Here is a 12,879-nt window from a genome sequence, read left to right as displayed (position 1 = left end):
ACCGGTCGCGGGTGTCCGCGCGGCCGGCTAGGTGGTCGCCTTGCGCAAGGTGACGTACGATCCCCCGGCCAGCAGCACGCACACCGCACCCATCATCAGGGAGACGCCCAGCGCGGAGAGCGAGCCCAGCCAGGTGCCGAGCGGGATCCACCAGTCGTTCAGGGTCAGCATTGCGATAAGGGCCAGCAGGAGCACGGCGGCGCCCAGGCCCACGATCAGCATCCCCGTGGCCTTCCAGCGCAGGTACACCGTCGCGCACCAGAATCCGATCATGAACAGCAGCACCATGGCCACGAAGTAGAACAGGATCTGGACCGCCGCGTTGTTCTGTGCGATCCAGTCCAGCGCGAAGAGCTGTCCGTTCATGCCCCAGCCGCCGGTGGCCTTTTCGATGAGCCCCAGCACGTAGTAGAGCACGGAGTAGGATAGCGCTATCACCGCGAACAGGCCCAGCGTGCCCAGGTAGAAGGACCGGCGGGAAACACTCATGGCCTGGGAGAAGGGGAACGTCAGCGTCAGCGACTGGATCCCGAGCGCCAGAAAGTACCACATGACGGCCTGCCCGGACCCGGAGAACAGGACCGCCTCGCTGGAGTTCCTTGTCACGAGGTACCAGATGGCGAAGGTGAACGACGTGCTTGCCACAAGGATCACCATCGGAATGCCCAGGAAGGTCCACTTGTTGATCAGTTGCATCCGCACAACGTTGACGATGCGGCTCATTTGAGGGCCTCCAGGCTTTCCTCGTTGTTTTCCTTGGATTGTTCGGCGAGCGTGGTGCGAACGACCAGCTGCTGCAACGGAACCGGGGAGAGTTCGAGCCCGAGCTCCGCGGCCATCTCGCGCTGGGTGTCGGTGAGCCTGGCCTTGATGGTGACCGAGGCGAGGGACCCCAGCGAGTCGCGGTGCAGCACCTCGTAGCCGTCGATGAACGCGCCGACCTTCTCCGAGTTGCCGGTCACGGCCACGGCGGATCCCCGCAGGGTTTCGGCGTCCTCGTCGAGCATGATCCGGCCCTTGTCGATGACTACCACGTGCTCGAGCAGGTTCGCGATCTCATCGATCAGGTGCGAGGACAGCACGATCGTGCGGGGGTACTCCGAGAAGTCCTCGACGAGGCGGTCGTAGAAGATCTGCCGGGCCACCGCGTCGAGCCCGAGGTAGGGTTCGTCGAAGAACGTGATCTCGGCCCGGGAGGCCATGCCGATGATGACGCCCACGGCCGAGAGCTGCCCGCGGGAGAGTTTCTTGATCCGTCGTTTCAGCGGGAGGGAGAACTCCTGGACCAGTCGGTCGGCGAGTTCCTGGTTCCAGTGCTCGAAGAAGAGCGAGGCGGCCTTGAACGCCTGCCTCGGCGTGAAGTCGTCGGGGTACTTCTGGGATTCTCGGATGAAGCAGATCCGCGAGAGCGTTTCGTCGTGCTCGAACGGGTTGGCACCGTAGATCAGCGCCTCGCCGCTGGTGGGGTATCCCTGCCCGGTCAGGATGGACATCAGGGTTGTCTTGCCGGCGCCGTTGCGGCCCAGCAACCCGTGGATCCTCCCCTCCTGGAGCGTGAGCGAAACGCCGTCCAGCGCGTTGAGCTCCCGGTAGGACTTGACGAGGTTGCGCACCTCGATGGCGGGTGTTCGTTGGTCGTTCATCGGAGGCCGTTCCCTTCAGCTACTTCTGCGATGAGTGATTGCTTGATCATGAGGCTGAGTTCCTCGCCGCTGATTCCGAGTTTCCTTGCCTCGCGTGCCACCGGTTGGATGAACTGCACCTGGAAGTCCTGGCGGCGCTCGTCCAGCAGTCGTTCCCGCGCCCCGGTTGAGACAAACATGCCGATTCCCCGTTTCTTGTAGAGGATCCCGCTGTCCACCAGAAGGTTGACACCCTTGGCTGCGGTGGCTGGATTGATGCGGTGGAAGGCCGCGAATTCGTTGGTCGAGGGAACCTGCGATTCCTCGCCAAGGGTTCCCGAAACGATGTCGTTCTCGATCAATTCCGCGATTTGCAGGAAGATCGGGCGGGAATCATCGAACACGCTCATGGGGCGCAACCTCCGGCGATTCCCCGAAACAACCAGTTGGTTGGCTCAGTGGTTCATTACTCATGTAACTAACCTAAATTCATGGCGACCCGCTGTCAAGGCCCACGGGCACCCGGATTCCCCCTGCCGGACGTGGCCCGGGCAGCAAAAAGCCCGGCCGCCGCATGCCTCCCGTGAAGGGAAGCTGCAACGGCCGGGCTCCAGAACAAGCCGGGCGCAGGCGCTAGCCGACGATTTCGCTGTCCTGCTCGGACGGCGCCGGTGCCGCCTTGCGCTTGCGCAGCTTCAGCACGACCCACAGGGCAACCAGCAGGACCACGGCGATGATCACGATCTTCTGGAAGACGTCGGCGTAGGTCTCGACGATGTGCCAGTTTTCACCCATGAAGAAGCCTGCCAGCACGAAGATCGAGTTCCAGATCAGGGACCCGGCAGCGGTCAGGGCCAGGAACTTGCCCTGGTTCATCTTGGTGATGCCGGCGGGGATGGAGATCAGCGAACGGAAGATCGGGATCATGCGGCCGAAGAACACTGCCTTGGATCCGTTGCGGTCGAACCAGCCCTCGACCTTGTCCACGTCGTTCAGGTCGACCAGCGGCAGCCAACCGAAGATCTTGCGGGTGCGTTCGCGTCCGAGCGCGCGTCCCACCCAGTAGAGTGCGTAGGCGCCGAAGATGGAGCCGAGCGTCGTCCACAGGAGCGCCTCGAAAAGCGTGAACGATCCGCGGCTCGCGGTGAATCCGGCCAGCGGCAGGATCACCTCGGAAGGCAGCGGGGGGAAAAGGTTCTCCAGGGCGATGGCCAGGGCCGCGCCGGGGGCACCGATGATTTCCATCAGTCCCACGGCCCAGTCGGCAAATCGGTTGATCAGGCTGTCGCCGGAAGGATCGGCGGTGGCGGCCTGTAGCGCAATCAGAGTCGTCATCACCATTCAGTCTCCCCTACCTGCCCGGAAGTTTCCTGTGACAAGCGCCGCGATGTGGCGAACGCCTCACGGGCAACGGCCCTATGATCCATTCATGAAGCCCGCCAGCGATCGAAACCCACGGATCATCCGCATGTTTCCCGACTACGCAGACTCCGTGCTCTGGGTCGACGGCCCCGTCGACTATTCCGAAACCGGACTCAGTGCCGGGCTTGTTGAGGGCCTGCAGGCTTGGGAGCAGTCCTTCTACGATGCACTCAACGGCGACTACGCGTTTCGATCGCGGGCCCTTGAGGAAAAGTTAACCCTCGAAGGAATCCGCCTCGCCAAGCTGGTCGCCGCGGAAATCGGCTCCGGACACGTCGTTGAGTACACCGATGCCGCGATGCTCAAACATGCAGTGCTCTTCCGATGCCCTGGCAACGCGTCCAACCCGGCGGCAGCCAGGCGCTTCGACGACCTGGTGGAAGCCAAACTGCGGGTGGCCCGGCAGATGCAGGAGGCGTTGAAGGAAGGTCCCTTCTACGCCTATGCGCCTTTGAGCGGTACAGTGTTCGACCCGCAGGGGGTGCTCACAGGACACGGCAAGGCGCGCAAGCGCAGAGACAAGCACGGAAAGTAGTCCGCACCCCGGTCCTGGGCCTCCCCGCCGCGCGCCTCAGGAGGCGGCAGGAGGCACGGTCCGGTCGGTCTTGGCGACGCTGAGCAGGAGCCCGGATTCCTCCAGCGCGGTGATCTGCGAAGTGCCCGAGGGCATGACCAGCAGGTCCCCGGTGCGGCCCTCCCAGCTGTCCTCCCCCGAGGTCAGCCGGATGCGGCCGTTGAGCACCATCACCGTGGCCTCCCCCGGATTCAGGTGTTCCTTAAGCTCGGTTCCTGCCGCCAAGCCCATGACGGTCTGCCGCAGCGTGTGCTCGTGCCCGCCGAAGACGGTGCTGGCGCTGCGTCCGCTGGATGCCGCCGCGGCGGCACGCAGCTGCGTTCGAGCAATGGCCGTGAGTGAGAACTTCTTCATGCTGCCCCGATTCCCGCGATCTCCGATGCCCAATGTCTACCCGGTGCTCCACGCCCCGGTCAAGGCTCCCGCCGCGGCGCCCCCGGGAAACGGAACAGGCGTTGGCCCCCGTCCAGTCGGGGTGCCAACGCCTGCGTGGCGCGCTGCGGGTCGGCTAGCGCGCGTCGGCCTCGGTGAGCGCGCGGACGATCTGCGGCAGCAGCCCCCGGAAGGCGCGGCCGCGGTGGCTGATCGCGTTCTTTTCGTCGCTTGTCAGCTCGGCCAGCGAGACGGTGTAGCCCTCGGGCTGCATGATCGGGTCGTAGCCGAACCCGCCGTTGCCGCGGCGCTCGCGCAGCAGCGTGCCGGGCAGGTGCCCGAGCTCCACCGCAACGTACCCCTGCGGGGTGGCCAGCGCGGCCGCGCACACGAACGAGGCACCGCGGTGCTCATCCTTGATGTCCCCGAGCTGGGCCAGCAGCAAGTCGATGTTGGCCTGGTCGTCCCCGTGGCGGCCTGCCCAGCGGGCGGAGAAGATGCCCGGGGCACCGCCCAGCACGTCGACGGACAGCCCGGAATCGTCGGCCAGGGCGATCAGGCCCGTGGCCTCGGTGACGGCGCGGGCCTTGAGCAGCGCGTTGCCCTGGAAGGTCACCTCGTCCTCCACGACGTCGGGGGCACCGACGGACGAGGCGTCGACCACCTGGGTGTCGACGTCGAGGCCGGGCACCTGGCCACGCAGCAGCTCGCGCAATTCGCGCAGCTTGCCCTGGTTGTGGGTGGCCAGCACCAGCCGCGGGGTTGCACTCATGCGGTGGCGCCCAGGGAGTCGCGCTGGATGCGGGCCAGCTCGGTGGTGCCTACAAGCGCCAGGTCCAACAGTGCGTCGAGTTCGGCACGCTTGAACGGGGCGCCCTCGGCGGTGCCCTGGACCTCGACGAAGTCGCCGCCGCCGGTGACCACGACGTTCATGTCGGTCTCTGCATCGACGTCCTCGACGTAGGGAAGGTCGAGCATCGGGGTCCCGGCGATAATGCCCACGGAGATCGCGGCGACAGAGTCGGTGAGGACCGTGGCGTTCTTCTTGACAAGGTTGTTGGCCTTGGCCCATTCGATGGCCTCGGCCAGCGCCACGTAGGCGCCGGTGATCGCGGCGGTACGGGTGCCGCCGTCGGCCTGCAGCACGTCGCAGTCCAGCACGATGGTGTTCTCACCCAGCGCCTTGGTGTCGATCACGGCGCGCAGCGAGCGGCCGATCAGGCGGGAGATCTCGTGGGTGCGGCCGCCGATCTTGCCCTTGACCGATTCGCGGGAGTTGCGGGTATTGGTGGCGCGCGGCAGCATCGAGTACTCGGCGGTGACCCAGCCGGTGCCCTCTCCCTTGAGCCAGCGCGGCACCCCGGCGGTGAAGGAGGCGGTGCACAGTACCTTGGTGTTGCCGAATTCGATGAGGGCCGAACCCTCGGCCTGCTTGGACCAGCCACGGGTGATGGTGATCTCGCGGAGTTGGTCTACCGCGCGCCCGTCGGCGCGCACTGCTGCTGAAGTCGATGCTGAAGTCATGGCTTCAAGTCTAGTGCGCGCATCCCCCGGGCCGCACGGCGCGCCCGCGGGATGCCCCGGGCGCCGCCGGCGCGCTACTTCTTTTTCTTGGGCTTCGCCCCGCGCCATTCGCGGGTGGGCGCCGAGCGCACGATCGAGACCGGTGCGGTGGGCAGCGACTTGGGGGTGCCCAGCTGGGAACCGGACCAGACGCCGTAGGTGACGCCGGAGACCGCCACCGCGATGCCGCCGTTGTAGACCTCCTTGGCCTCGTTGACCACGGTGTTGATGTCCGTCCAGACGGGGATGTGGGTCAGCAGCAGGCGCTCGACCCCGGCCTCGGTCGCCGCCTGGCCGGCGCGCCGGCCGGTGAGGTGCACGCCCTTGATCTCGTCGTCGCGTCCCTCCTGGAAGGCCGCCTCGCAGAGGAACATGTCCGCCCCGGCGGCGGCCTCGATGAGGCCCGGGCACGAATCGGTGTCGCCGGAGTAGGTGAGCACGGAGGTGCGCATGGTGCCGTCGTCCATCGGCTCGGTGGCCTCCACGCGCAGCGCGTAGGATTCCTCGATGGGGTGCAGCACCGGGTACGGGGTGATGGAGAACGGGCCGATCTTCACCGGCTCGTGGGGCTTCCAGCTCTGGAAGTCGAAGTCCGGGTGCATGCCCTCCTCCAGCGGCAGGCCGTAGGCGGTGGCCATGCGGTCGGCCGTGGCGGCAGGGCCGTGGACCAGCATGCGTTCGCGGCCCCAGCCGGCGGGGTCCCAGCGGATGGCCACGTGCATGCCGCACAGGTCCATGCAGTGGTCCGGGTGCAGGTGCGAGATGAAGATCGCGTCAAGGTCCTTGATGTCGGTGTAGCGCTGCAGCACGCCCAGCGCCCCGGAGCCCAGGTCCAGCAGGATCTTCCACTGGCGTTCGCCGTCGAACGCACTGACCAGGTAGCAGGAGGCCGGCGACCCCGGGCCGGGGAAGGACCCGGTACAGCCGATGATCGTCAGTTTCATGACGCACTCGCTTTCGAAAGGGCGACCATTGCCGGGGTGATCATGGCAATGGAGCCGGTCGGGTAGTGGGCGGCGACGTGGTCGACCTGTTCAACGGCCAGGACCTCGGGGCCAAGGAAACGGCGGGCCAGCACCTCGAAGCTTGCGGCGTCCCCGGTGGAAAGGAACTGGTGCGTCGGGGCCTCGGCCTCGTCGCGGGCCAGGTCGTGGCGCATCAGCGCGCGGTACACGTCCTTGGCCGTTTCCTCGGCACTGGAGACCAGGGTGACGTCCTCGCCCATGACGTAGGAGATCACGCCGGTGAGCAGCGGGTAGTGGGTGCAGCCGAGCACCAGGGTGTCGACGCCGGCCGCCTTGAGCGGGGCCAGGTACTCCTCGGCGGTTTCCAGCAGCTCGGCGCCGGTGGTGATGCCGTTCTCGACGAACTCGACGAAGCGCGGGCACGCCACGGAGGTGATCGAGAGCTGCGGTGCCGCGGCGAAGGCATCCTCGTAGGCCCGCGACCCGACGGTGGCCAGTGTGCCGATGACACCGATCCGGCCGTTGCGCGTGGCCGAAACGGCGCGGCGCACCGCCGGCTGGATGACCTCCACGACGGGGATGCCGTAGCGGGCGGTGTAGCGTTCGCGGGCGTCGCGCAGTACCGCGGCGGAGGCTGAGTTGCACGCGATGACCAGGAGCTTGACCCCGGAATCGACGAGTTCGTCCATGACTCCGAGGGCGTTGGCACGGACCTCGGCGATGGGCAGCGGGCCGTAGGGCGAGTTCGCGGTGTCCCCCACGTACATGGTGGATTCGCCGGGAAGCTGGTCGATGATGGCTCGCGAAACGGTCAGGCCGCCGACGCCGGAGTCGAAGATGCCGAGCGGGGCATTGGCCCGGGGCCGTTCGAGCGGGAACGTTTCGCTGGTGGACGCACTTGTCATGGTCTACGAAGACTACTAGGTGCCCGCGCCATACAACCAGCAAGCGCGCCACACTGTAGCCCAGCTCACAAAGATTTCAACATGGCCTGCATGAGGGACTCCTGGAGCCAGGTCACGAAATTGTAGACAAGGGCCAGGTACTCGTCGACGGTGTCGGCCTTGGACCAGTCGTCCTGTGCGTGGATGCGCTCGGCGTCTTCCTCGCTTTCCAGGCCCAACCGCTCGGCCAGCACCAGGCGGACGTCGTTAAGGGCCGCGGCGAAGCGCGGGGCCGATTCCTCGCCCAGCAGGACCGTGGAGGACTCCATGAGCAGCGCTGCCTCGCGCAGTGCGCCGATCTTGCGCTCCCTGATGCCGCGCTCGCTCAGGCGCCGGAATTCCAGGGCCGCGATCGGGTCGTTCGGGTCGGCGTCGGGAAGCAGCCGCTTGGTGGCCGGGTCGGTGGGGGCCGCGAAGTGGTCTTGGTGGGCGTTGGGGTCAAGGCCCACCATGGCCCACAAGGGGTCCTCGTCCGCCGCGCGCTCGGGTTCCAGCAGCTGGATGACATCCTCGAAGAGCCCGCGCAGCAGCTTGCGCTCGGCGCTCTCCAGGGTTGCGGAGAACCCGCGCATGGTGTTCTTGAAAGCGTGTGCCATGGTTATGCGGCGTCCGCCTTGGAGAGGGTCGCCCAGAGCCCGAAGCCGTGCATGGCGGCGACGTCGGCCTCGATCTTCTCGCGCGTGCCGGTGGAGACCACGCTGCGGCCCTGCTGGTGCACCTGCATCATCAGCTCGTCGGCCTTGGCCTCCGCGTAGCCGAAGTAGGAGCGGAAGACGTAGCTGACGTAGCTCATCAGGTTGACCGGATCGTTCCAGACAATCAAGACGTAGGGTTGGTCGGCTTGCAGCGCTTGGGCCTGCTCTACGTGCTCAAGCACATCGGGCATCGCAGTCATGAATGGCATGCTCCCATTCTACGACCGCGCATGGCCTGCGCGAACCGCCGGCGAGGGGCGCAAAATGCCGCGCGGGTCTAGAGTGTCTACTAAGAACCCGGCTCCGCGGCACGCTCCTGACCAGCTCGCTTGCTGCTCCGGCCGGGCACCCGAGCCCGTGGGGGTGCGCCGCGGCGCGGCCCCCGCCACGTCCCACCTTGCGAGGAGCCAACCGCATGTGGCAGCAGCCAACCTCCCTGTTCACCGACCACTACGAGCTGACGATGCTGCAGGCCTCCCTGCACTCCGGTGCAGCCCACCGGCCCAGCGTGTTCGAGGCCTTCGCCCGGCGCCTGCCGGAGGGCCGGCGCTACGGCGTTGTCGCGGGTACCGGCCGCATCCTGGAGGGCCTCAAGGAGTTCCGCTTCGGCGAGGATCAGCTGGACTTCCTGCGCGAGACACGCGTGGTGGACGAGACGACGCTCGAGTACCTGCGCAACTTCTCCTTCAGCGGAAACATCTACGGCTACGCGGAGGGGGAAATCTACTTCCCGCAGTCGCCGGTGCTGATCGTCGAGTCCACGTTCGCCGAGGCCTGCGTGCTTGAGACCTTCATCCTCTCAGTGTTGAACCACGACTCCGCGATCGCCTCCGCCGCCTCGCGCATGATCGCGTCCTCCGGCACCCGCCCGTGCATCGAGATGGGGTCGCGGCGCACCCACGAGGAGTCGGCCGTTGCCGCGGCCCGGGCCGCGATCATCGCCGGTTTCGATTCGACCTCCAACCTCGAGGCCGGGCACCGCTACGGGCTCAAGACGGTGGGCACCGCGGCACACTCCTTCACGTTGCTGCACGACTCGGAGCGCGCCGCGTTCAAGGCGCAGGTAGCCTCCCTGGGCGCCGACACCACGCTGCTGGTGGACACCTACGACGTGGAGAACGGCGTGCGGACCGCGGTCGAGGTTGCAGGCCCGGAACTTGGCGCCGTGCGCCTGGACTCCGGCGACCTGGTGGAGCAGGCCCGCTGGGTCCGCGATCTGCTCGATGACCTCGGCAACGAGAACACCCGCATCCTTGTCACCTCCGACCTCGACGAGTACGCGATTGCCGCCCTGGGCTCGGCCCCTGTCGACGCCTACGGCGTGGGCACCTCGCTGGTCACCGGCTCCGGCCACCCCACCGCCTCGATGGTCTACAAGCTCGTGTCCCGGCAGAACGACGACGGCGAGTTCGTTTCCGTCGCCAAGGCCGCGAAGAACAAGGCCTCGGTGGGCGGGCGCAAGTTCGCCCTGCGCCGGCTCAACGAGCGCGGGCGCGCCACCGAGGAACTGGTCGGCGTCGGGGAACTGCCCGAGGCCGACGCCAACGACCGCGTGCTGCTGCAGCAGTTCGTGGCAAACGGCGAAATCCAGGACGGCTGGACGGGCGCCGAGGGCGTGCGCCGCGCGACGCAGCGCCACAAGGACTCCATCCTGGAGATGCCCGGCAGCTCGCGGCGCCTGCAGCGCGGCGAACCCGTCATCCCCACCACCTACATCGACTGACCCGCCCGCCGGGATTCCCCGGCGCGGTGGTGCGCACCCCGAAAGGACACCAACCATGAGCAGCGACCCCCTGAACCGGGCGGACTCCCCCGCGGTGCAGCGCCAGTCCGCGCGTGCACTGGTCATTGTCGATATGCAGAACGACTTCTGCGAGGGCGGTTCGCTCGCCGTGGCGGGCGGGTCGGCCCTGGCCACGGCCATCGCCGAGGACCTGCTGGCCCGTCGCGCGAGCTACTCCGTGGTCGTCGTAACGCAGGACTGGCACATGGATCCGGGCGACCACTTCTCCGAGACCCCGGACTTCGTGGATTCCTGGCCCGTGCACTGTGTCGCAGACACCGCCGGCGCGGCCCTGCACCCGAACCTGTCCCCGGCACTGCACCTTGTCGACGCCGCGTTCCTCAAGGGCCGGTACAACGCCGCCTACTCGGGCTTCGAGGGGCGCATGGCCCTGGCCGGCGCCGGCGTCCAGGACGAGTCGGGTCCGCTGCTGGGCGACTGGCTGCGCGAGCAGGGCATCGCCTCCGTGGACGTCGTGGGCATTGCCACCGACCACTGCGTGCGGGCCACGGCGCTCGACGCGCAGGAGCAGCGGTTCGCCACCACGGTGATCTCCCCGCTCACCGCCGCGGTGGATCCGGCCAACAACGCCGCGGTTTTCGCGCAGCTGCGCGCTGCCGGCGTCACGGTGCTGGCCCTGGGCTGAGGCCCGGGCAACCAGGCGAACGACGCAGGCACGGGTAACCAGGGGGCGCGCACCGGAAGGAAATTCCTCCCGGTGCGCGCCCCTTGCCGCATGCCCTACTTCTTGCCGATGAACCAGCCCTGCAGCTTGGCCAGGCGCTTCTGCAGCTGCTCGGCGTTGGCCTGCGCAACGGCCGGGCCTCCGCAGACCTCACGCAGCTTGGTGTGGATGACCCCGTGCGGGGTTCCGGTACGCGCGCTCCAGGCGGAAACGTTCTTCGAGAGCTGGGTGCGCATGTCCATCAGCGCGCGGTGGTCCACGACGGGCGCCGCAGCTGCATCCTCGTGGCTCTTGCGCACCTTGCGCCGGGTGACCTGCTCGGCCTGGCGCTGGCGCAGCAGCACGCCCACCTGTTCGGCGTCCAGCAGGCCCGGTATGCCCAGGAAGTCCTGCTCCTCCTCGGAGCCCACGGCTCCGCCGGTGCCGAACTCGCCGCCGTCGAAGAGCACGCGGTCGAATGACGCGTTGGAGTGCAGGGCCTCGAACTTCTGCTTGTTCAGCTCGTCGCTGGCCTTTTCCTCGCGGTTTGCCTCGGCGACAAGCGCGTCCTCCGGGTTGTAGTCCGGGTCCTCGTTGTGCTTCTCTGGGCGGTCCAGCGCGTGGTCGCGCTCCGCTTCCATCTCGTTGGCCAGGGCCATGAGGATCGGCACCGAGGGCAGGAACACGCTGGCAACCTCGCCGCGCTTGCGGCTTCGCACATAGCGGCCGATGGCCTGGGCGAAGAACAGCGGGGTGGAGGTGGAGGTCGCGTACACGCCCACGCACAGGCGCGGGACGTCGACGCCCTCGGACACCATGCGCACGGCGACCATCCAGCGGCTGTCGCTGGCGGAGAACTCGTCGATCTTCTTCGAGGCTCCGGCGTCGTCGGAAAGGATCGTGGTGACCTTTTCACCGGTGATCTTCTCCAGCTGGGCCGCGTAGGCGCGCGCGTCCTCGTGGTCGGTGGCGATGACCAGGCCGCCGGCGTCGGGCACGGTGCGGCGGACCTCGGTCAACCGCTTGTCGGCCGCCGCGAGCACCGAGGGGATCCAGTCGCCGGCCGGGTCCAGCGCGGTGCGCCAGGCGTGGGCCGTGATGTCCTTGGTGAAGCCCTCGCCGAGCTGGGCTTCCATTTCCTCGCCGGCGCTGGTCTTCCAGCGCATGTTCCCCGAGTAGGCCATGAACAGCACGGGGCGGACCACGTGGTCCTTCAGGGCGTTCCCGTAGCCGTAGGTGTAGTCGGCCTTGGAACGGCGGATGCCGTCGGCGCCCTCGATGTAGTCGACGAACGGGATCGCGGCGGTGTCGGAGCGGAACGGGGTTCCGGTCAGTGCCAAGCGGCGGGTCGCCGGCTCGAAGGCCTCGCGGATGCCGTCGCCCCATGACAGCGCGTCGCCGCCGTGGTGGATCTCGTCCAGGATCACCAGGGTGCGCGCGGCCTCGGTCTTGGCGCGGTGCAGCAGCGGCTTCGAGGCCACCTGGGCGTAGGTGAGCACCACGCCGATGTAGCCGTCACCGTGGCGTCCGTCGGCGTTCTTGAAGTTGGGGTCGATGGCCAGGCCGACACGGCCCGCGGCATCGGCCCACTGCTTCTTGAGGTGGTCGGTGGGCGCCACGACGATGATGCGGTTCACCGTCTTGGCGTCGACAAGCACCTTGGCCAGGCGCAGCGCGAAGGTGGTCTTGCCTGCCCCGGGCGTTGCCACGGCGAGGAAGTCCTTCGGCTGGGTGGTGAAGTACTTATCGAGCGCTTCCGCCTGCCAGGCGCGCAGCTTGGGGCCGGTGCCCCAGGCGGCCCGTTCGGGATAGGCCGGCGGGAGCCGGTCCTCCATGGGCAGCTTGTCTCCAAGGGAGAACAACGTTTCTGTCATGCACACACCCTCCGTGGCGCTCGGGAACCATCGCCCGCGCATGAGGGCACGGGTTGGCCAGGGACTTGATCGGTGTGGGTGTTACTTCTTGCCCTTGTCTCCGCCGCCGGAAAGGGACTCGTAGATTTCCTTGCATTCGGGGCAGACCGGGAACTTGTTAGGGTCGCGGCCCGGAACCCAGACCTTGCCGCAGAGGGCAATCACCGGGTCGCCGGAGAAGGCGGACTCCATGATCTTTTCCTTGCGCACGTAGTGGGCAAAGCGCTCGTGGTCGCCGGCCTCCACTTCCTGGGCGATCTCGGTGCGCTCGATGGTCGTGGCACCGCCGCCGGAAGTCGTGCGCGGGTCGTCTTTGAACGGATCTAGGGGCATGCTCATGTCCACCAGTCTAACAACCCGGA

At 67.4% G+C, this 12,879-nt stretch carries 16 protein-coding genes; 3 read left to right on the top strand and 13 right to left on the bottom strand.

Annotated features, from left to right (window positions below):
* Positions 1-27 precede the first annotated feature (27 nt).
* From ACSYDW_RS07775 to ACSYDW_RS07760, 4 genes are all read right to left on the bottom strand, one after another.
* Positions 28-723: a hypothetical protein gene (locus ACSYDW_RS07775; protein ID WP_438338153.1), complete on the bottom strand. Its 696-nt coding sequence runs from the start codon at positions 721-723 to the stop codon at positions 28-30.
* Entirely contained in the window at positions 720-1,643 is a 924-nt protein-coding gene (locus ACSYDW_RS07770; RefSeq protein ID WP_438338152.1) for an ABC transporter ATP-binding protein, read from the bottom strand. Before ACSYDW_RS07770 ends, ACSYDW_RS07775 begins: the two co-directional genes overlap by 4 nt.
* Entirely contained in the window at positions 1,640-2,032 is a 393-nt protein-coding gene (locus ACSYDW_RS07765; RefSeq protein WP_438338151.1) for a GntR family transcriptional regulator, read from the bottom strand. Before ACSYDW_RS07765 ends, ACSYDW_RS07770 begins: the two co-directional genes overlap by 4 nt.
* A gap of 223 nt (positions 2,033-2,255) precedes the next feature.
* Complete coding sequence (locus ACSYDW_RS07760; RefSeq protein WP_438338150.1) at positions 2,256-2,957, bottom strand: DedA family protein; 702 nt, start codon at positions 2,955-2,957, stop codon at positions 2,256-2,258.
* Between the two features lie 94 nt (positions 2,958-3,051).
* On the opposite strand from ACSYDW_RS07760, the gene ACSYDW_RS07755 reads away from it, so the two are divergent.
* Complete coding sequence (locus tag ACSYDW_RS07755; RefSeq protein ID WP_438338149.1) at positions 3,052-3,579, top strand: immunity protein CdiI family protein; 528 nt, start codon at positions 3,052-3,054, stop codon at positions 3,577-3,579.
* Between the two features lie 36 nt (positions 3,580-3,615).
* Here the strand turns inward: ACSYDW_RS07755 and ACSYDW_RS07750 are convergent, their stop codons facing one another.
* The 7 genes from ACSYDW_RS07750 to clpS form a co-directional block, all read right to left on the bottom strand.
* The gene (locus tag ACSYDW_RS07750; protein WP_438338148.1) at positions 3,616-3,972 is read right to left on the bottom strand and encodes a cupin domain-containing protein; all 357 of its coding nucleotides are present in this window, start codon (positions 3,970-3,972) and stop codon (positions 3,616-3,618) included.
* Between the two features lie 154 nt (positions 3,973-4,126).
* Positions 4,127-4,762, bottom strand: coding sequence for an RdgB/HAM1 family non-canonical purine NTP pyrophosphatase (gene rdgB / locus ACSYDW_RS07745; RefSeq protein WP_438338147.1), 636 nt, complete (start codon positions 4,760-4,762; stop codon positions 4,127-4,129).
* Entirely contained in the window at positions 4,759-5,514 is a 756-nt protein-coding gene (gene rph / locus ACSYDW_RS07740; protein ID WP_438338146.1) for a ribonuclease PH, read from the bottom strand. The genes rdgB and rph overlap by 4 nt, the downstream gene beginning before the upstream one ends.
* Before the next feature lie 74 nt (positions 5,515-5,588).
* Positions 5,589-6,497, bottom strand: a complete 909-nt coding sequence (locus tag ACSYDW_RS07735; protein ID WP_438338145.1) for an MBL fold metallo-hydrolase — start codon at positions 6,495-6,497, stop codon at positions 5,589-5,591.
* Entirely contained in the window at positions 6,494-7,423 is a 930-nt protein-coding gene (gene murI, locus ACSYDW_RS07730) for a glutamate racemase (protein ID WP_438338144.1), read from the bottom strand. Before murI ends, ACSYDW_RS07735 begins: the two co-directional genes overlap by 4 nt.
* A 65-nt stretch (positions 7,424-7,488) precedes the next feature.
* Positions 7,489-8,058: a DUF2017 domain-containing protein gene (locus ACSYDW_RS07725; protein WP_438338143.1), complete on the bottom strand. Its 570-nt coding sequence runs from the start codon at positions 8,056-8,058 to the stop codon at positions 7,489-7,491.
* Positions 8,059-8,060: 2 nt separating this feature from the next.
* Entirely contained in the window at positions 8,061-8,357 is a 297-nt protein-coding gene (gene clpS / locus ACSYDW_RS07720; protein ID WP_438338384.1) for an ATP-dependent Clp protease adapter ClpS, read from the bottom strand.
* 215 nt (positions 8,358-8,572) lie between these two features.
* Between clpS and ACSYDW_RS07715 the strand changes: the two genes are divergently transcribed.
* Together ACSYDW_RS07715 and ACSYDW_RS07710 are read left to right on the top strand one after the other, a co-directional pair.
* Positions 8,573-9,880: a nicotinate phosphoribosyltransferase gene (locus tag ACSYDW_RS07715; protein ID WP_438338142.1), complete on the top strand. Its 1,308-nt coding sequence runs from the start codon at positions 8,573-8,575 to the stop codon at positions 9,878-9,880.
* Between the two features lie 55 nt (positions 9,881-9,935).
* Positions 9,936-10,586: an isochorismatase family protein gene (locus ACSYDW_RS07710; protein ID WP_438338141.1), complete on the top strand. Its 651-nt coding sequence runs from the start codon at positions 9,936-9,938 to the stop codon at positions 10,584-10,586.
* A 95-nt stretch (positions 10,587-10,681) separates the two neighbouring features.
* Here ACSYDW_RS07710 and ACSYDW_RS07705 read toward each other — a convergent pair whose 3' ends face one another.
* Together ACSYDW_RS07705 and ACSYDW_RS07700 are read right to left on the bottom strand one after the other, a co-directional pair.
* Entirely contained in the window at positions 10,682-12,478 is a 1,797-nt protein-coding gene (locus ACSYDW_RS07705) for a DEAD/DEAH box helicase (protein WP_438338140.1), read from the bottom strand.
* An 81-nt stretch (positions 12,479-12,559) separates the two neighbouring features.
* Positions 12,560-12,856, bottom strand: coding sequence for a DUF3039 domain-containing protein (locus tag ACSYDW_RS07700; RefSeq protein WP_387532604.1), 297 nt, complete (start codon positions 12,854-12,856; stop codon positions 12,560-12,562).
* Positions 12,857-12,879 lie beyond the last annotated feature (23 nt).

The organism is Paeniglutamicibacter selenitireducens, assembly GCF_051550675.1.
Lineage (GTDB): Bacteria > Actinomycetota > Actinomycetes > Actinomycetales > Micrococcaceae > Paeniglutamicibacter.
The sequence above is the reverse complement of the archived record's forward strand: the minus strand, read 5'-3'. Positions and strand labels throughout refer to the sequence as shown.